Source organism: Providencia sp. 2024EL-00732 (genome assembly GCF_044006275.1).
GTDB lineage: Bacteria > Pseudomonadota > Gammaproteobacteria > Enterobacterales > Enterobacteriaceae > Providencia > Providencia huashanensis.
The window spans coordinates 73,567-95,595 of the sequence record NZ_JBIPDG010000008.1 but is presented as its reverse complement, the minus strand read 5'-3'; the positions used below and the strand labels follow the sequence as shown (position 1 = coordinate 95,595).

At 42.6% G+C, this 22,029-nt stretch carries 3 protein-coding genes; all 3 read right to left on the bottom strand.

The window, feature by feature from the left end:
• Positions 1 to 8: 8 nt before the first annotated feature.
• Positions 9 to 16,769, bottom strand: coding sequence for an Ig-like domain-containing protein (locus ACHB7C_RS13655; protein ID WP_395347592.1), 16,761 nt, complete (start codon positions 16,767 to 16,769; stop codon positions 9 to 11).
• Positions 16,770 to 17,216: 447 nt separating this feature from the next.
• On the bottom strand, positions 17,217 to 19,391 hold the full coding sequence (locus ACHB7C_RS13650; RefSeq protein ID WP_395347590.1) for an inverse autotransporter beta domain-containing protein: 2,175 nt from the start codon (positions 19,389 to 19,391) through the stop codon (positions 17,217 to 17,219).
• A gap of 186 nt (positions 19,392 to 19,577) precedes the next feature.
• The gene (locus ACHB7C_RS13645; protein WP_395347588.1) at positions 19,578 to 21,866 is read right to left on the bottom strand and encodes an inverse autotransporter beta domain-containing protein; all 2,289 of its coding nucleotides are present in this window, start codon (positions 21,864 to 21,866) and stop codon (positions 19,578 to 19,580) included.
• Positions 21,867 to 22,029: the final 163 nt, after the last annotated feature.

Sequence of the window (22,029 nt, the reverse complement as noted above, 5' to 3'; positions counted from 1 at the left end):
AGGGTGAGTTAAGGTTTAAAGGTGCAGACAGCGCTATTGTCCCAAATTTTTACACCGGAGTTGCTGTTAAAAGGTAGTAGGCCACCATCTACAATAGATAGCAAAGTACGATCATGGGTAGAACTTTGGTCATGCTTAACTACGATATACGGAATTGCGAAGATGCTGGATTGATATCTTTGTAGGTTCCCCCATTCAGGGATGATTGAACCTGTTTGTCTTGCGAAGTTTGAAGCAAAATCAGTAACAGTGGAAAGAGTTCCTCCGTTGATTTTACAGTGCTCTTCAGGCGTACTCGCTTTAGATGAGCGGAGATCCAACCAAATGTGGGGGGTAATACTAAATTTGACAACCCCATCATGGCCAACACCTGATTTTGCACGAGCTGTGATTTCTGCCGTCCAAGAAGAACTTGGTTTTTTGTTGAAAGTGACTACGCCATTGTTATTGACTGTGAGCCAATTTTTAGATACCTGCCAGTTATAATCCGATGGCCTTCCAACAGGTACCTTAATGGTAAAGGTTGCATCTTTGAATCCGAATTTAGGGAAACCACTGTTGAATTCAAAAGTATGTGGGTTAATATGAGTCTCCAGCTGTACTTTTCCATAAGCGGTAAAGGTGAATGTCGGTGGTCTGTTTGTTGCACCGATGGAGTCTTTATCTATTTCAACAATCGCTGTGCCTTGTTTGTCACTGGATATATCAATGATATAAGTCCCTTTGGAATTAGAGAGTTCCTTCATGTTATCATTATACAAAGCCGCACCTTTTACCTTAATTGTAGGGAATTGGTCGGTAATCAGGCTACCAGCAGCATCTTTTAGCACTAATTGGATAGTGGCTATAGAGTGACCACGTTTATCAATATCGCGGTTAACAACGGAGAACTCACTGCGACCAGTTCTAAATACCGGGACACCAACGGCTACCTCTACATCTTGGGTGTGTGAGAGTGAATTGACACTGACTTTAATTTTCTTTGTCACTAGGGTATTAAATACAATGTTTGCTGTGTAGCTACCATCCTTATTATCTGTCCAAGATGAAGGGGAGGTATTATTTTGCGTATCTGAAATAGTGACATCGGCCATTTGGACGCCAATAACGCCATTCCCATACATATCAGCTAAGGTTACTGTTATTGATGTATTTTCACTCATTTTAACCTTCTTGGGTACAGTTGACTTGACTGTTTTGACATGGCTAGGGCCACTTAATGGCTTAACTGCTACTGTATGGCTAGATGGTACATTATTAACTTCTGCTATTAACGAGTGGTTTCCTAGCTTATTTAATTGGACATCAGTCGTATAAACGCCATCTTGTGTGCTATTCCACATTAAGGTTTGTGTAGGCAAGGTCACTAATACATCAGTTAAGGTGATATCCTTTGCATCTACCTTGGTAACAGGATTGCCATATGTATCTTTTAGGGTTAAGGACAGTGTTACCTTAGTGCCCGGTGTGATTGATTTTGCTGGTGTTGAAAGTGTCGCAGATTTCACATTCGCAGCACCTGTTAGGGAGTTCACCGTAATTTCGTTGGTTGGAGCGGATACCGTATTCACGGTGGCGGTTAACGTATGCTTACCGACTAATGTCAGTGGAACCTTGGCTTTATAAACGCCATCTGATGCCATGCCCCATGCAATACGGCTACTATCAATTTTTTGTTTATGGCTATCTATTAAAGCAATATCCGAGCCATTGACGCCAATCACAAAGTTATCGTGCTTATCTTTTAACACTAAGGTTAATTCAACGTCTTGCCCAGCCTTGAGTGACGTTGTTTTTACCGTTAAGTTAGCTTTTGCTACTTTATCTTGGCCACTTGGATGAGCGACTGTCAGGGTTTGAGCAAGGCTATAGTATTTATTCACCCTTGCCTGCAATGACCCAGTGCCGACGTTGTTAAATGGCAGCGATGCAGTATAGGTTCCATTCGTAGAAGATGACCAGTTTGGACTGAGTGTCGTATTACCATAAGTTATGGTGATGTCACCGTCCGGCACCTGACTAACGTTGTTACCATACATATCGATAAGTGATAGGGTTAATGTGACTGAATTGCCAACGGTTATTGTTGAATTGTCCAGAGCCAATGTTGCATTATTCACATGGCGAGTGCCACTGAATGATTCAACTTTCACGGTATCATTAGACAGCACATTCTTAACTGAGGTCGTTAATGTGTGGCTTCCTACCTTATTTAACTGGACGTTAGTTGTATAAACACCATCTTGCGAGCTATTCCACGTTACGCTTGCTGTAGGCAAGGTCGCGAACGCATCAGTTAAGGGAATATCCTTTGTGTCGACCTTGGTGACCGGGTTGTCATATTTATCTTTTAGGGTTAAGGATAGTGCTACATTAGTACCCGGCATGATTGATTTTGCTGATGTTGAAAGTGTCGCAGATTTCACATTCGCAGCACCTGTTAGGGAGTTCACCGTAATTTCGTTGGTTGGAGCGGATACCGTATTCACGGTGGCTGTTAACGTATGCTTACCGACTAATGTCAGTGGAACTTTGGCTTTATAAACCCCCGCTGATTCCATGTTCCAAGCAATGCTACTGCTATCAATTTTTTGTTTGCTATGGTTATCGACTAAAGTAATATCCAAGCCATTGACGCCAGTCACCAAGTTTTGGTATTGGTCTTTCAGTGTTAAGGTTAACTCAACATTTTCACCTGCACTAACCATGCTGGTATTTGCTGATATGTCCGCTGTTTTTACCACATTCTTTCCGCTTGGATAGGTGGCTTCCACGGTCTGTATACGACTTGGTTGGTTGTTTACAACCGCTTTGAACTGGTAATTACCCATGGTTTCTAACCGTTGTTTGGTGGTATACACGCCATCTTGTATGTTAGCCCATGTCGTCTTGACGGCTTTTTGGTTGTTGGTGAATTGAATATCGTTAGTATCGACCTTGATAACCCCATTATCAACGCTATCGGTTAGGGTTAATGTTAAGGTGACTTCTTTACCTGCTTCAATGGTGCCTTCTTTGGTTTCAAGTCGGGTTTTATGGACATGACTTACCCCTTCGGCAGGTGAAATGGTTAGCTCAAGCTTATCGCTGAGCATTTTATTTGCCACCACTTGAATTGATTGCTTGTGTAGCTTGTTCATAATGACTTCTTGAGTATATAGCCCATCGCTGACTTCTATCCATGCGGTAGTTGGTTGTAGATTAGTCAGTAAATTCAATGCGTTTTTTGCACCAGTGAGTTTGTTATCGAACTTATCTCTTAGCGCAACAGTTAGAGTGACTTTATCACCTGAATTTATTGTGGTGCTTTGAGCGTTGTGAGTAATAAAAATCGTCTCTAATGAGCGCCTTAACCCATCTTTATCATAAGAAGTGATTGGGACCGCTATAGGGGGATTAACGACCCATTCGGCAGTTTTTGATAGCCCGTTAACTTCCACCATTATCTGATAACTGTTAGCTTTAGCGGCAGGAAGGTGAGCTGTATACCCGTTCAATATATTTTTTTCCGTAAATATAATGTTCTGTTTTTGCCCATTAATTTTCACGGTGATATCACTACTCAGGACATTGTTAACAGGGTTTCGATATTGGTCAGTTAAGTGAATTAAGAACGATGATGCTTCCCCTGCTTCACTTCTGGCTATCGGTGAAATGGCGATTGCCGTCACCGCATCTTTACCCGATGGTGAATTGACCATGACATTTGTTATATCTGTAAACTGGCCAATTTCAGCCTTTAGCTTATGTGTTTTAACCTTAGTGAGCTTGATGCTGGTGGAGTAGATACCTAAGCCATGGAGATCTTCATCCCAGACAGTGGGTATGGTGTTGTTACTTTCAGTCAGCGTGATCTTATGATTATCGAGTTTAATAACTGGATTGTCATTTATATCAGTTATTTTTAGCGATAACGTGACTTTACTGCCTGCGGTAATGGTGCTTAAGTTTGTTGTTAGTTTAACTTTATTTATATGACTTTGGTTGGTTGACGGCTGCGCATCAACCAATACATTATGACTTTCTATTAGATTAACGGTTGCTTTCAGCGAGTGGACCCCTACGGTAGAAACCGTTGTTGGTGCAGTATAGATACCATTTCCTTGTGGCGTCCAGATTAAACCCGTTAGGTTTTTCTTAATATGCGCATCATTAATGGTGATATCTTTAGCGGTGATCCCGCCAACACCATTATTCCATTGGTCTAATAATGTCAGAGTCAGTTCTGTTTTACTTCCCACTGTCAGTTGGTTAGTGCTGGCGTTAAGCTGAACGGTTTTTACCTGTGTTGGGCCGGTTAGTGCGTTGACGCTAACGGCAAGTGGTGTGCTTGCTTGGTTGTTAACTCGACTTACAAAAGTGTTTCTCCCTTGTTTATGTAACGGGAGTGTGGTGGTGTAAACCCCTGTGCCTATTTCTTGCCAAGAGAGTGCAGAGATAAGCGTATTATTATGCTCTAATCGAATATCGCTAGCCTGTACCTTTTCAACACCGTTACCATGGCTATCTGTCAATGTTAATTGTAATTCGACGGAATCGCCGACCATAAACGTCTTGCCAGTCTCCTTTAACTCCACACTGTGAACGGCAGATTTACCTTCTGGGGCATTAACTTGAATGGTTTGTGATTGGGAAATGTTATTGACGGTTACTTGTAACGTATCTGTCCCTACTTTACTCAACAACAACTCCGTGGAATAGCTGCCATCTGCGTTATCCTGCCATTTTACAGAGCTGGCTTGTTTTGTCTTGGTCATAATGCCGCGACTAACACCGATTAGCTTATGATCAAAATGGTCAGTTAAGGTGACTGTGAGTTTTAGTTTATTACCGGCTTGCTGATGAGTTATCTGTATAGGGTCAAATTGTACGTTCTTCACCACGCCGCGTGAGTCTGTCGCCCCCGAGCCATCAGGTTTATCTGCGAGAATAGCTTTTGGTTTTTCCACTGTGAGGCTTATAGTGTCGGATATTTTGTTAATTTTAATACTAAAGGTGTATTTCTTTGCCTGTAGGGTTGGTAATGTGAGAATATAGTTACCATTAGCCAATTGAGAGACGTTGAAGGTAGTCCCAATATTATTTATGATGTCAAATGACACTTGATTAATATTGGCGACTGGGTGACCGTTTTTGTCTGTCATGGAAAGCACCAGTGTACCGCCTACGCCCGCTAACATAGGTACAGGCATGGACGACAGAATTTTAATCTGGGAAACCTTGCTATCCCCTTCAGCATGCCCGACATCAATCTTAACCAGATCACTTTGCGAACTGTTAACCTTAGCGACTAAGTGGTCTTCACCCAATGCCGTTAACATTAAGTCCGCAGTGTAGGTCCCATCTTTGTTATCAACCCAAAGCACATTACTAGTTTGGTTGTGGGTTAATTCAATATTTTTAACGTCAATACCACTTAGAGGGTTATCAAACGCATCTTTCAAGGTCAGCGTTAGTTTTATCGTATCCATTGATTTGAGGTTGGCGGCGGTTTTTATGGCCAGTTCAGCGGTATTAACCACACCTATCTGACCCTGAACCCCAGAGCCATCGTGATGGGTTGCTTTGGTGACCGTTGCAGCGTTTACCACCCAGGTTTGTGTTACTGTGTGTGTATTCGCACGAACTTCAACTGTATAGCTACCGGCTTTTTTAGGCGGTAAGGTGGCGGTGTAAGCCCCTTTTGAAGTTAAGGATTCAGTGAAAATGGCGTCTATCAGTGCACCATTGAGCGTGACCTTAAAGTCATCAGCAATTTGCGTGACACCATGTTGATTGATATCAAGGGCTTTCACCATTAGGGTTGGCGAGTGACCTGCTGCTGTTGGGGCAATAGGGCTAAGCTCCAGTGTGCTAATTTGCGCCACTTGGTTGGTATTTTGTACGTCAACAGTGATAGCTTGGCTTGCTATTGAGTTTACTGTGGCTTTCAGTGTATCAGGCCCCAGTTTATTTAACGGCAATGTTGCTGTGTAGTTGCCGTTATTGTGATCTACCCATGCCACACTGCCCATTTGGCTATGTTGTAGCGCAATATGTTTACTGCTAACTCCCTTGAGTGGGTTGTGGAAGGCATCTTTTAAGCTGACGGTCAGTTGCACATTCGCGCCAGATGTTAACGTTGTGTTTGGTGCACTTAGTACCACGCTGCTAACAACACCTTGCTTGTCTTTTATGCCACTGCCATCTGTCGTTGCGGTAACGGTATCGGCTTGTGCCACGTTTAGCGTTTTTGGCTTGGATTTTAGCCCATTGGTAGAAATAACCACCTCATGAGCACCACTGAGTTGCCCCGCTAATGTTCCTGTGTAGCTGCCATCCGCTTGTTGATTGACGTTAATTTTTTTCGGTTTAAGCTGACCGATTGCGACCTCAACCTGTTGGATGCCGTCAACCGGGTTCCCTTGAACATCGGCTAAGGTAAACGTTAAGGTACTTTCTGCCCCTGCGCCTACAGAAGGGGTTATATGGGTGATAACAACCTTGTTGATGTGTTTATCTCCTTGTGTTTTTTTCACGTCAATCTTAACCGGATCACTTTGCGTGCTGTTAACCTTAGCGACTAAGAGGTCTTCACCCAATGCCGTTAACATTAAGTCCGCAATGTAGGTCCCATCTTTGTTATCAACCCAAAGCCCATTACCGGTTTGGTTGTGGGTTAATTTGATGTTTTTAACATCAATACCACTTAGAGGGTTATCAAACGCATCTTTTAAGGTCAGCGTCAGTCTTACACTATCCCCTGATTTCAGGTTTTGAGTTGATACCGCTGTGAGCTCGGCGGTTTTGACCACGCCGCGTGCACCCTGCGTACCCGTTCCCGAGGTGTTGGTTGCCGTGATGACAGAAGCCACATTAACTTCCCACGTTTGCTGTGCGGTTTGTTTATAGGCAGTCACTTTAACCGTATATTTACCGATTTTTTGCGGTGGCAAGGTCACGGTGTAAGCCCCTTTTGAAGTTAAGGACTCAGTGAAAATGGCGTCTATCAGTGCACCATTGAGCGTGACCTTAAAGTCATCAGCAATTTGCGTGACACCATGTTGATTGATATCAAGGGCTTTCACCGTCAGTGTTGGCGAGTTACCTGCTGCTGTTGGGGCAATAGGGCTAAGCTCCAGTGTGCTAATTTGCGTCACTTGGTTGGTATTTTGTACGTCAACAGTGACAGCTTGGCTTGCTATTGAGTTTACTGTGGCTTTCAGTGTATCAGGCCCCAGTTTATTTAACGGCAATGTTGCTGTGTAGTTGCCGTTATTGTGATCTACCCATGCCACACTGCCCATTTGGCTATGTTGTAGCGCAATATGTTTACTGCTAACTCCTTTGAGTGGGTTGTGGAAGGTATCTTTTAAGCTGACGGTCAGTTGCACATTCGCGCCAGATGTTAACGTTGTGTTTGGTGCACTTAGTACCACGCTGCTAACAACACCTTGCTTGTCTTTTATGCCACTGCCATCTGTCGTTGCGGTAACGGTATCGGCTTGTGCCACGTTTAGCGTTTTTGGCTTGGATTTTAGCCCATTGGTAGAAATAACCACCTCATGAGCACCACTGAGTTGCCCCGCTAATGTTCCTGTGTAGCTGCCATCCGCTTGTTGATTGACGTTAATTTTTTTCGGTTTAAGCTGATCGATTGCGACCTCAACCTGTTGGATGCCGTCAACCGGGTTCCCTTGAACATCGGCTAAGGTAAACGTTAAGGTACTTTCTGCCCCTGCGCCTACAGAAGGGGTTATATGGGTGATAACAACCTTGTTGATGTGTTTATCTCCTTGTGTTTTTTTCACGTCAATCTTAACCGGATCACTTTGCGTGCTGTTAACTTTGGCGACTAAGAGGTCTTCACCCAATGCCGTTAACATTAAGTCCGCAGTGTAGGTGCCATTTTTGCTATCTGTCCAAACTGGAGCCAGTCGTTGGTTATGGGTAAGCTTAATTGCTGAGGTATCAACCCCTACCAGTGTGTTATCAAACGCATCTTTTAAGGTCAGCGTTAGTTTTATCGTATCCATTGATTTGAGGTTGGCGGTGGTTTTTATGGCCAGTTCAGCGGTATTAACCACACCTATCTGACCCTGAACCCCAGAACCATCGTGATGGGCTGCTTTGGTGACCGTTGCAGCGTTTACCACCCAGGTTTGTGTTACTGTGTGTGTATTCGCACGAACTTCAACTGTATAGCTACCGGCTTTTTTAGGCGGTAAGGTGGCGGTATAAGTCCCTAGTTGTTGGCTATCTTCAGTGAAAGTTAGGTGCTGTGACGCACTATCAAGTGAAACTTTAAGGTTATCAGCAATACCCGTGATGCCATGGTTATTGATATTAACGGCTTTCACTGTCAGTGTTGGCGAGTGACCTGTAGCTGTTGGGGTAATAGGGCTAAGCTCCAGTGTGCTAATTTGCGTCACTTGGTTGGTATTTTGTACGTGAACAGTGATAGCTTGGCTTGCTATTGAGTTTACTGTGGCTTTCAGTGTATCAGGCCCCAGTTTATTTAACGGCAATGTTGCTGTGTAGTTGCCGTTATTGTGATCTACCCATGCCACACTGCCCATTTGGCTATGTTGTAGCGCAATATGTTTACTGCTAACTCCCTTGAGTGGGTTGTGGAAGGTATCTTTTAAGCTGACGGTCAGTTGCACATTCGCGCCAGATGTTAACGCTGTTTTTGATGCACTTAGTACCACGCTGCTAACAACACCTTGCTTGTCTTTTATGCCACTGCCATCTGCCGTTGCGGTAACGGTATCGGCTTGTGCCACGTTTAGCGTTTTTGGCTTGGATTTTAGCCCATTGGTAGAAATAACCACCTCATGAGCACCACTGAGTTGCCCCGGTAATGTTCCTGTGTAACTGCCATCCGTTTGTTGAGTGACTGAAACAGAGATTGGTGGGTGCTTATCGATTTTCACCGTTACGTCATCGATGCCATTGACAGGGTTACCCTGATCATCGATTAATGCAACCACAAAGGCGCTGTTTGCTCCTGCTGCAACTTGGGTAACATCAGTAATGTTGATTTGTTGGATAGCCTTGTTGTCTGCTTGCGCGGAGACATAAATGGAAACGCTCTGGCTTTGTTCTTTATTCACGGCGATAAAGAGCTGGTCTTGACCTAATTTTGTCAGCTTTAATGCCGCGGTATAGGTGCCATTTTTTCTATCTGTCCAAACTGGAGTCAGTCGTTGGTTATGGGTAAGCTTAATTGCTGAGGTATCAACCCCTACCAGTGTGTTATCAAACGCATCTTTTAACGTCAGTGTCAGTGTTACATTATCCCCTGATTTAAAGCCTTGAGCCGGTGCGATTGTGAGCTCAGCGGTTTTTACCACGCCATGTTCACCCTCTGCGCCATGCTTATTGTTGGTGATGGCGTTTGGTGCGCTGACGTGTAAGGTTGATTCTGTTGAATGAATACCACCAACCGTAACCTTTATTTTATGATCGCCGGATTTTTGACCTGAAAGCGATGAGGTGTAGATCCCCGTGTTTTTGGTTTTTTCAGTGATATTAATTAACGTTTCTACACCATCAATAGAAAGGATTGCACTACCGTTCACTCCTGTGACAGGCAGGGAGTTTGCATCAGTTAATACAATCGTGATGGTGCTGTTTTTACCTGCTGCTGGGCTAGGTAGCTTGTTAATTTCGACCTTATGAATTTGAGTTGCACCCGTCGCATTATCGACGTTAATTTTCAGCGGTGAACTGTCTTTCTTGTTTACGGTAACCATTAATTGATCTTCACCAATAGCGGTTAACGGTAAAATAATGGTATAGCTTCCATTGCGGTTGTCTGACCAACTGACAGTGCTTGCTTGCTTGTTCCGCAATTGAATAGCTGAGCTATCAACACCTTCAAGGGTGTTACCAAAGGCATCTTTTAGTATTACGGTTAATTGTAACGAATGCCCTGATTTGAGACCGTTGGGCGACGAAGAGGTTAATTTAACAGTTTTAACTACACCACGTTGATTTTCTGCGCCACTCCCATTTTTTGCTGTCGCTTTAATGGTCGTAGGCTGTTTTACTTGCCACGTTTTTGTTGATGTGTGACGGTTAGCACTCACCTCAATAGTATAATCTCCTGTTTTTTCTACAGGTAATGCGGCGGTGTAAATGCCTTTGTGGGTTGAGGATTCAGTAAAAGGTATTGATCGAGACTGTTTGTTGATCTTAACAGTGATATGGTTAGCAATTGCAGTAACCGGGTGCTTATTATTATCAGTAACTTTTACTGTAATAGTTTGAGTTTCACCTGCTTCACTTGCATAGATAGGCTCAAGTACAACATGGGTGATTTTTGTGCTTTCTATCGCATTATTCACCACAATATTGACGTTTTGGGCATGCCCATTGATGCTCACTTTTACTGTGTCGCTAGCGAGTTGGGTTAGCAATAAATCAGTGGTATAAGTGCCATCTTGGTTGTCTTTCCACGTCACGTTGGTTTTTTGGTTGTGCGTTAGCGTAATGCTGTTCAGGTCAATCCCTTTAAGGGGGTTGTTAAATGCATCTTTTGCGGTGACTGTTAGCTTTAGAGAGTCACCAGATTTGAGTGCGGTAATTGACGACGTATTGAGTGTTATATTGTTAACGACACCACGGTCACCAGTATGGCCTTTGGGATTGGCTGTAATAGTGGTTGCGCCATTGACAGTCCACTCTTTTGATTGTGTTTGGTTACCAGCTTTGATTTCGACAGTGTATTTCCCTGCCGTCATTGCTGGCAAGGTGCCAATGTAAGAGCCTTTATTTTGTGTAGATTCAGTCAAGGTGACAGCCACTTTTTGACCGTTTACCGCTACAGTGATGGCATTTGCAATATTTGTAATTGCATGACCTTGATTATCAATAGCTTTCACCGTAATAGTGGGTTGATTACCTGCTTCGCTATTGGAAATAGGCTCTAAACTTAATGCGGTGATATGGCTGACTTGCTCGCTATAGGCCACATCAATAGCCACTTCATTACTTTGGATGCCATTGGCCTCAACCTTTAATGACGCTTTTCCAAACTGAATTAACTGTAGGCTTGAACGGTAAGAACCATCTTGATTATCTTGCCATGGCGCATTTTTATTCTTGCTTTTAAGTAAGTTAATTAATTTTGTATCAACACCAGTTAAGGTATTACCAAACGCATCTTTCATGGTCGCGGTTAGGGTTAGGGTGTCGCCAACTTTTAGACCATTATGGGGTGATATTTGAAACTCAATGGTGTTGAGGGTGCCGCGTTCATTTAATTGGCCTTGCGGGGAGGCGGTAATAGTGTTTGCTGCTCCTACCACCCAGATCCTTGTCTCGGTTTTCGTGTTAACTTTGGCATTAATTATGTAAGTGCCAGGCATTTGCGCCGGCAAAACAGCCATGTAGGTGCCTTTGTTTGTTGTTGATTCTGCTAATTGTAAAGTGTTTGTCTTCCCTTCAATGGTGACTTGTATTTCATTTGCTATTTGGGTCACAGGATGCTGATTAGCATCAGTCACTTTTAGTGTAATAACTCTATTGTCACCTGTTGCACTAGAGGGGATAGCGTCAAAGATGATATTGCTCACTTTGGCACTATTTGTCGTATTAGCGACGTTAATTGGTGTGTGAGGTGTTTTATGACCACTAATTGAAGCGGTTAATTTATAGTCTCCTATTTGAGTTAATGGCAAGGTGGTTGAGTAAGTTCCGTTAGCGTTATCAATCCATTGTAGTGTTCCAGCATTATAGCCATCAAGAATAATATTACTGGTGTCGATCCCTGTTAATGTATTACCAAAGATATCGGTTAGCGTTACCATCACATGGAGTGCGTCGCCTGATTGCAGATTGGCTACACTACCGGTGGTCATGGTAATTTTATCGATAACACCTTTTGCCCCTTGCAGACCACTGCCAGTTGGGTTTATTGATTTAATGGGTTTTGATTTCTCAACTACCAGTGTTTTTACGCCTGACAGCTTATTATTCACTTCCGCGATAATACTATGCTTACCTTCGTGTTGCCCTGGAAGAATAACCTCATAGGTTTGAGGGGCGATTTCTTTGATGGGTAGTGTGTGTTTTTTGCCATCAATTTCAATAATTATTTCCTGTTCACCAACCACAGGGTTACCATTTTTATCGGTTAATTTAACAGTCAGTGTGCTATTAGAACCTGCATCTGCTTTTTCTATTTTGGTAATTTCAACTTTACTGACGTTATTTTTACCCGAAGCGTTGCTGACTTGAATGGCCGTCGCAGGGGTTTTTTGACCGTTAATTGAGGCGGTTAAATCTTTTGAGCCAATCTCTGTTAATGTGATGGTGGTGGTGTAAGAACCATCGCCTTCATCCTTCCAGACTGGTTTGCCGTTAAACCCGTCAAGGTTGATAGTATGGGTATTGATCTCGGTTAAACCGTTATGAAAGGCATCAGTGATAGTCACTGTGATCCCAAGCTGATCGCCAGATTGTAAGTTGCTGGTATCGCCCATTGTCATGGCAATGTTGTTGACAACACCTTTTTCCCCAAGTTTTCCGGTATTATTCGATTTTATTGGTGTTGGTTTCGCGACCACGATTGTATTTTCAGTTGAGACCTTACTATTCACATTCGCGCTAATGCTATGATTACCCGCTTGCAGTGCTGGTAGCGTGACCTCATAAATACCCGGTTTCCTTTCTCTCGCTGGCAGTTTATGGGCTTGACCATCAATATTGATAGTTATTTCTTTTTCACCGGCCACTAGGTTGCCATGTTTATCGGTTAACTCGATAGTCACAATACTATTTGAGCCTGCCGCTGGTTTTTCTGTTTTGGTGATTTTCACCTGGTCGACATGGGACGCCCCTGTGGCGTTATTAACCTGTACTTCTGTGAGTGGGCTGCGGGTACCATTGACTGAGGCGGTTAAATCATTGCTGCCAACCTCGGTTAAGGTCAAGGTAGTGGTATAAGAGCCATCGCCATTGTCTCCCCATTTTAAGGTATTCCCTTTGTGTTTACCGACATCGATATTATCGGTATTTAAACCAGCTAAACCGTTACCAAAGGCATCTGACACCGTTACGGTGACATCAAGAGGATTACCGGATTCAAAACGGTGAGTGTGATCAACCGTGATAGCCACTTTGTCAATAACACCTTTCTCGCCTAGTTGGCCCGTTCCGTTTGGGTTGTTCGGGGAAATTGATTTTGGCTGCTCAACCAGCAACTTTTCTTTAATTGATGTGGTGCCATTCAAACTAACATGAATATCATGTTTGCCTGCTTGTAGCGCTGGCAATGTGACCTCATAAATACCCGGTTTTCCTTCTTTTGCAGGTAAAGTGTAGGGTTTGCCATCAATTTTAATCACCATTTCCTGTTCACCAACCACAGGGTTACCATTTTTGTCGGTTAATTTGACAGTCAGTGTGCTTTGCGCGCCCGCTGCTGGGGTAGGGGGATTGGTAATGACGATTTTGCTAACTTTGTCTTTTCCTTTGGCATGGCTAACTTGGGTTTGTTTCTGTGGGCTGGTAGAGCCATTAATAGAAACAGTGAGGTCATTATTGCCAATTTCTGTTAATTCAATATTGGTAGAGTATGAGCCATCTTGGTTATCGACCCATTTCAACGTATCGCCTTTGTGTTTACCAATGTTGATATTATTAGTGTCTAGCCCTGACAAACCATTGTTAAAGGCATCTGTGATGGTTACGGTGATTTCGAGCTTATCGCCAGATTGTAGATGGCTGGTATCACCTGTGGTGATGGCGATATTATCGACGACGCCTTGCTCACCTTTTTGCCCTATACCACTCGGGTCTTTAGGCTTGATAGGTTGTGGCTTATCAACAATTAGCAATTCTTTGGGGGACTCTTTCCCGTTAACGACCACTGAAATATAATGGTTGCCTGCAATTTGCCCCTGAATAATAGCTTCATAAGTACCTGGGGAGGTTTCTGTTACTGGCAAAGTGTGTGGCTGACCATCAATATTAACGGTAATTTCTTTTTCGCCGACTATGGGGTTGTTGTGTTTATCACTTAACTGGAAAGTCACGGTACCATTTTCACCTGCTGCGGGTTTACTGATGTTGGTGACTTTCACGTTATCGACATTTTTAGTGCCTGTGGCGTTGCCCACTTCGACTTTAGTGGCTGGGCTCATTGTTCCATTAACAGAAACAGTTAAATCATTGGTACCGACCTCGGTTAATGGTAAAGAGGTGGTGTATGAACCATCACCGTTATCAATCCATTTCAATGTATCGCCTTGGTATTTGCCAATATTGATATTATTGCTGTTTAAATCTGTTAAGCCGTTACCAAAGGCATCTTTAATGGTGACGGTAACATCAAGCGTATCCCCAGATTGCAAAGAGTAGGGAGAACTAGGCGTTATAGTTATATTATCAACAACACCTTTTTCCCCTTTTTTTCCTGTCCCATCTGGCGTGAGAGGAGTAATTGGCTTCGGAGACTCAACGATTAGAACTTCTGGGGAAGATGTGTGTGTACCAATAGTCACCGTTACGTTTGGTGTACCGCTTTGTTGTCCCGGTAATGTGCCGATATAAACGCCACTACCTGCAAAAGTTTCACTTATTGTGATGGGGGTTGGTTGACCATCGATGTTGGCTATTACGCTACCATCAGCCCCAGAAATTGGGTTGTTATATTGGTCAGTTAAAGAAATCATGATGATACTATCTGTACCCGCGGCTGTTTTCTCAAGGTCTAAAATGGAGACATTGGCTAGCTGACCAAATACAAAATTCACTTTTACTTCAACGCGTTGTTCATTGAGTGTTGCGGACAGTTTAGTTGTTCCCGCTATTTTGCTGTCCACTTCAACATCAGTGTTACCCTGCTCATCGGTTGGGCTTAGCTGTGTGGCATTGGCATTTTCAGCATCAAGTTGCAGCATGGCACCCTGAATTGGGTGTGCATGGTTATCAGTGATATGGAATTGAATTTTATTTGTAGATTTTCCATCTGCAACCGCATTATCACTGAGGATATTAAAATGATTAATATGCGCTTGGCGGGTATCTGCAATAAAGGAAAAAGCCGCTTCAACCGGTACGCCGCCGTTTGCAGTCGCTTGAATTCGGTGCTTACCTGTGACGAGAGAGGTAAATTGAATCGATGCTTCTCCTTTCATATTGGTGATAACGCGATATTTGCTTTGGGTGGTTGATTTTGCCGCCTGCATTTTTTTAAATAGATTAGAAAAAGCCATTTGTGACGAGGTGGCTTTTGGCGTAGCCAGTTTGAGCTCAGCAGGCAAGGTGAAGGTCACGACGGAGTCCGGTGCGATATTTCCTAAAGCATCCCGGGCAATTATGGTTAATGTATTGATATCTTGGCCATTAGCTATCGCGTTACCTTGTTTGATGACCTCGTTTGGGTTAATTGATAATACGCCGTAGTCGGTAACTTCAACCCATGTCGTTCCTTGTGGAGAGTGATTTCCATTGTGGTCAGATGCGGTTATTGTGAATCGATAGCGGTTATTTTTCTTGCTTTCTTCTTTGGTCATTGCCACTTTGTAGGTGGGCAATTTAACTTTTGTTTTTGCACCATCAAGTAAGATCTCTCCGCCAGCAGCTAAAAACTCCGGGGCTTGGACTGTGATGTCTTTTAAAGGGTACTTGGTACTAAGGGAATTGATGATAGGGAGTATATCCCCTGTTTTTCCTTGGACCATGTCAGGAAGAGAAAGCGATATCAAGGTTTTCTTTTGATATTCCAATACGATATTATTATTACGGTTAACGAAATCATATCGGCTACCTAATAGACGGCGCGACTCAACGACTTTAGTCGGGTCAAGGTGTTCAGCTAAGCTTTTACCCAATGTCCAAGTGAATTCCATTTTGGCATTGGTTTCACTCAATCCTCCACTTATTTTCTGTTCTGCGCTTAAGGTTACCAGTGAGAAAGGGGTCCAACTCATACCAATTGTGGTTGCCAGTGGGTTTTTTTGGCGCTTATCTTTGCCAAATAAAGCAACATCATCCCCAAAATATTGCTCAAACTTCAGGTTTCCACCAAGGTGCGGATATGATGGTAAAAAGCCCTCAGCTTGCAAATCCCAACCGTTAGCTGGGCGAGCATTGTAGTCATTTTTTAATTCAGACGCCCCCCGCCATGACGAGGTACGCAGGTAAGTATTGGCACTCAATTTTAAGAAATCTTGTGCGTATTCAACCCCAAAACCGACACGAGAGTGATAACGAGATAAGTCATGGTCAAAAAAGGCATTCGTGCCTACCATACTATCCGGGGTAAAGTGACGGACGCCAACACCATTATTGGTTTGTAAGCGGCCATCAGTACGATGAACGTTATGTTGGGTAAACAGTAATAAATCAGGTTGGTCATACCAAGGGATTAACCAATCTAACTGGGTATTTTTAATTTTTAATTTTTTATCTACGTCAACACTAAATTTGGCGTTCCCCGTTTGGGATAACCAATGGTTGATTTCATTTGTTGCTGCGTTGGTAACTTTATTACGCGTGTAATCCTGTGCTAGCTCAGCGAGGTCTGCAGCTTTTTTCTTATCCGAAATAAAACGAGCGGCACTTTGGCTATACTCAGCAATAAGCTGTTCGGTTTTATTGTCATCAAGAGGGAGTGAATCACCACCTAGTGTTGGCAACTCATCAGGGCTTAACATTTTTGCGTAGCTTGGCATAACAGGCATAACAGCCGAAGACCAAATAGCAGTAAATATCACAAAACCATTTGAGAGTCTGTGTCTCAATGTTGGCTTTGCTGTTGATGTAGTGGGGCTCATTTAATTCATTCCTAGTTTTAATTTTAACTTTGCTATTGTGGAATGCTTATAAAGGTAAGAGCTTGTGAATTAGTTTGACTTAAACAGAAGCGGAATTTGCAAGGCGAAAAAATGGGGGATGAGTGGCTTTTATTGCTAATAAAAAGCGACCGTTTATAACGCGAGTAAATGCTATTTATGTTGCTTGAGAATTAATCTTACCTGAACAAAATCAGTTATCTAAAGGGTGAAATAATGGGTTGGAAATTATGCATTTCAAATTAATCAATAGATGGTATAAACGCTATTCTTATTGGAATAATATTAAATTTAGTCGCGGTTTGTGGCCGTCATCAGTTCGTTACTAAAAAATAAAAAAAAGCCCCATTTAAGGGGTAATAATGAGCTAAGAGTTAAACCACTATTTTTATTTTATGGCGTGGTCTCAAGTGAGGGGTATCCATATAATTAAAATAATTGACCGAATAAATGCCACAATGAGTCTGTTTGGGGGGCAGGTTTATGAGTGGGCTGCCTAAATAAGGCCCCCTTATAAACGATACGGTTTTCTTGACTGTGATACGTGGCATTTTTGTCTATAAAGTTAACCGGTATGACCCTGCTATCACCATTAAGAGTGGCAATGATTTCTGTTGTTCCAGCAGTTAAGCTACTGATTTCTAATTCGGTATTTCCCTGCTCATCGGTAGGTATCGTCGGTGAAATAGCGACATTTTTACCACTAAAATGCACTTGTGCACCTGCGATACTTTGTCGGCTATTATTCACAATATGAAATTTAATTTTATTTTTACTGTTCCCATCTGCCAACGCATTGTTTTTCATAATCTCTATACTGCCGATAAACGACTGATCAATATCGGGTTTAAAGTTAAACTGTTCGTTAATTTCTGCACCATATTGCGTACTGGCTTTTAAGGCGTAGCTCCCTGATACCGAAGCTGTAAATTGAATAGAAGCTTCTCCTTTGCTATTAGCGATAATGGCGAACTCTTGTTCTGAAGCGGATTTTGCGACCTGTGCTTTCCACATAAAATGGTTAAATAACGAATAATAACTTGTATTTTTTTGATTGAACGAGGTAAGCCCAGCGGGTAGGGTAAAATTCACTTTTGCATTTGGGACGGTATGTCCAAGCGAATCCTTAATAACTACAGTGAATACATTTGGGTCTCGACCATTTGCTATAACATTACTCTTTTTTGTACCATTTTTATGGATGATAGCGAGCAAGCCAGTATTGGACACTTCAACTAAGGTTTCAGCTTGTGGTGACATGTTCCCCTTAATGTCATAAGCGGTTACTGTTAGGCGATATCGGTTGAGTTGTTGGTTTTTAACGTCATTTTCCGCTATTTTGTAAGAGGGCAACTTCACTGAACTCTTGAGACCATTTAGCGTAATGCTACCACCTGCCGCTACCAACTCAGGGGCTTCAACAATAATTTTTTCGAGAGGATACTTTGAGATTAAGTTGCGAATAATAGACACTTCTTCGCCGGTCACGCCTTGAATAACCTGAGGTAATGACAGCAAAATTAAGTTTTTATTTTGATATTCCAAAATAATATTATTGTTGCGATTAACAAAATCATGACGGTTACTGGAAATACGGTGAGTTGCATCGACTGCTGAAGCGTCAAGGTGCTGCGCTAGATTTTTGCCTAATAGCCAAGTTAAACCGAGGTTTACACGAGTTTCGTTGGTATTGCCATTTCCTATTTTATGCTCTGCATTAATACCCAGCAATGGGAAAGGGGTCCAATGCACACCAACAGTGGTGGCCATAGGGTTTTTCTGACGTTTATTTTTACCAAATAAAGCGACGTCATCACCGTAATATTGCTCTAGTTTTAAGTTAGCGCCTAAGTTTGAATAAGTAGGAAGCCACCCTTCGACTTGAATATCCCACCCATTGGCAGGGCGCGCATCATAATCATCTTTTAATTCTGATGTGCTGCGCCAAGAAGATAGCCTTAAGTAGCTATTAGCGCTGATTTTGGCGTAATCCTGTGCGTATTCTAGGCCAAATCCTAAGCGGGAATGATGATAGGATAAATCATGGTCAAAAAAGGTATTCAGACCCATCATGCTATTTTGGTTAAAGTGGCGTAACCCTATACCGTGATTAGTTTGCAGCCTGCCATCAGTTCGGTGAATGCTGTGTTGGGAAAACAGTAACAAATCGGGTTGGTCATACCAAGGTATCAACCAGTCCAATTGGGTATTTTTAATCGACAGTTGTTTATCAAGGTTAATATTGAGCCTAGCATTACCAGCTTTTGACAGCCAGTGAGATATTTCATCGGTGGCAACATCAGCTGCTTTTTGACGAGCATAGTCCTGTGCCATTTCCGAGAGGTTTTTAGTCTTGTTTTCCTCAGAGGTCAAGTTTGCCGCATTCTGCCCATATTTAGCCAGAAAGCGTTCAGTACCATCAGAGGAGGGAAGTGGGTCAAATTGAAAGGCATCGCTACCCAATCCCAATGTAGGTAAGTTGTCCGTACTGAGTATTTGGGCGTAACTGGGTATGGCCGGCATAATGGCGATAGACCCAATGGCAGCGGTGAGCGCCAAGCGATTCGAGAACGTTGGTTTCAATTTTGACGAAAGGGGAGCCATCGAACTTATTCCTGATATCAATATTAACGTTGCTATTGTCAGGGGGGAGTGGTGTATATGCTTGTGAATTTATTGGACTTAAACGGAAATTAAGTTAGCGTAGTGGAAAAGTTTGGAATGGTATGGTTACCAATTGATTAGTAAGGTTTTTTCATTCCCCCCTATATACGGGGGGAAATAGGGTGTTTAAGGTGTTACTTGGCTTACTGAGACCGTTGTTTGTGTTGAGTGGCCATTGATTGAGGCTGCAATATCAAGGTTACCGGCTGCTGTTAATGTTAAGTAGGTAGAATAATCCCCATCGCGCTCTTCATACCAACCGACAAGATTAGCGTTATGGTTTCCAAGGTCGATATTACGAGGGTCTATACCTTCAAGTGTATTACCAAATGCATCACTGAGGGTAACGGTAAGTAGTAAATCATCACCGACGTTCAAATTACTGGTTGCTCTTGTGGTGATTTCTACATGCGCAACAACACCTAACTGACCTTGAGGGCCGCTGCCGTCAGGGTTGAGCGCATCGACGGTGAGTGGTGAGCTTACAGTTAAAGTGTACTCTGGTGACGTTTTTCCCTGTAAAGAAGCAGTTATGGTGTAATCACCTTCCATTTGCCCTGCAAGTATTCCACTATATTCACCTAGGTTGGCGGAGTTTTCTTCGATTTCTACTGGGATTTGTTTATTACCCATATTGATCATAATGACCCCATCGGCACCAGAAATAGGGTTGTCATTTTCATCAATGAGTCTGAGTGAAATGGTCGTCTCTGCACCAGCATAGGTTGTACTGGTGTTAAGAATTTTAATTTTGTTTAAATGACCGCTGATAAAATAGACGGCAACGGTTTCAGTATGACCATCGACAGATGCGGTAACTTCGCTGATACCACTCATCATACTGGTCAGGGGCATGTCAATCATTCCCTGTTGGTTTGTCACACCATGAGCGTCAATTTTACCTAGCGTGGCGCTAAAATTGACGGTTTTCCCTGCGATAGGGTTACCTTTAGCATCGGTAATATAAACGGAAACTATATTGGCTTCTTTGCCATCCGCCAATGATGCTGTTTTACTGATATTAATACCCTGTATTTGTGCTGGGCTGGTTGCTGTGGCGATGGTATCCGTGACTTCAATCAGTGTTTCACTTGTTGATGATGTATTCCCATTAATATCATAAGCAACGGCACTTAAATGATAACGGTTCAATTTTTTACTTTCTGAAGGGGTTGAGGCCATTTTATATGCTGGCAATTTTAACCTAGCATTTTGACCTGATGAACTAATAACACCCCCAGCAGCGAATAATTCAGGGGAGTTCCAGACAATTTTTTTAAGGGGGTATTGAGTTGTAACTGATTGTACAAGTTGTAATTCTTGGCCTGCTTCACCTTGTATTTTTTCTGGGAGCTTTAACTGAATAACGGTTTTCTTTTGGTAATCTAGAACAATATTGTTATTTCGATTAACGAAATCGTGGCGGTTACTAGACACTCGACGGGAGTCGCCTACTTTCGATGGGTCCATTTGCTCAGCGAATGCTTTATCAAATGCCCAAGTAAACTGCATTTTGGCACTGGTATCATGTAATCCACTACTGACTTTATGCTGAGTACTCAAGGTGACTAGGGGAATTGGGGTCCAATTGACACCAACTGAGGCTGCTGTTGGGTCTTTTTGGCGTTTATTTTTCCCCATAAGAGCAACATCCTGACCGAAATATTGTTCAAATTTAAGATGACCGCCGAGGTGAGGGTAAGCAGGTAACCACCCCTCTGCTTGTACATCCCAACCGCGGGCAGGGCGTGCATTATAGGCTTGAGATAATGCCGATGTACTACGCCATCCAGAAACAGGTAAATAGCTATTCGCCGTGAGTTTTAAATAGTCTTGCCAATATTCGGCACCGATGCCTAAACGGGAATGATAATGGGAAAGGTCATGGTCAAAGAAAGCATTGATACCAACTGTGTTGCGGTCGTTGAACTGACGTAACCCAATACCATTATTGCTTTGTAACCTTCCATCGGTATTATGAATGCTATGTTGGGTAAATAACAGCATATCAGCCTGTTCATACCAAGGGATCAGCCAGTCAAATTGGCTACTTTTAAGGGATAATTTTTTATCAACATTTAGGCTTAATTTGACATTACCGGCTTTTGATAACCAACGGGTAATTTCGTCTATTGCAACATTAGCGGCTTGGTTAAACGCGTAACTTTGTGCCATCTCAGCGATATCATTGCTATTTTTTTGTTGAGATAGCAGTGTTGCAGTTGTTTTACTGTATTGTGCTAAGTCACGTTCCATGGTGCTATTTTCAGGGTTTTCTACTGTGCTGCCTAAAAGCGGTAATTCTTTCGGTTCGAGCATTTTTGCATAGCTAGGCAACATTGGCATAATGGTCAATGACCAAGCTGCCATAAATAAGGCTAAAGGATGAGAGCGTTTGTCTTTAGGGCAATTCATTAAATACATTCCTAGATTGGATATTCATTTCCGTTATTTTGGAACAAGTATTGAGAAAAACGCTTGGGAATTACTTGGAATAATATGGAAAAGCGGTTTTTATATTGGAATTATTTGGAATGACCGCGTTTATTGATAATTGAAAAATATCGAATAAGTGACT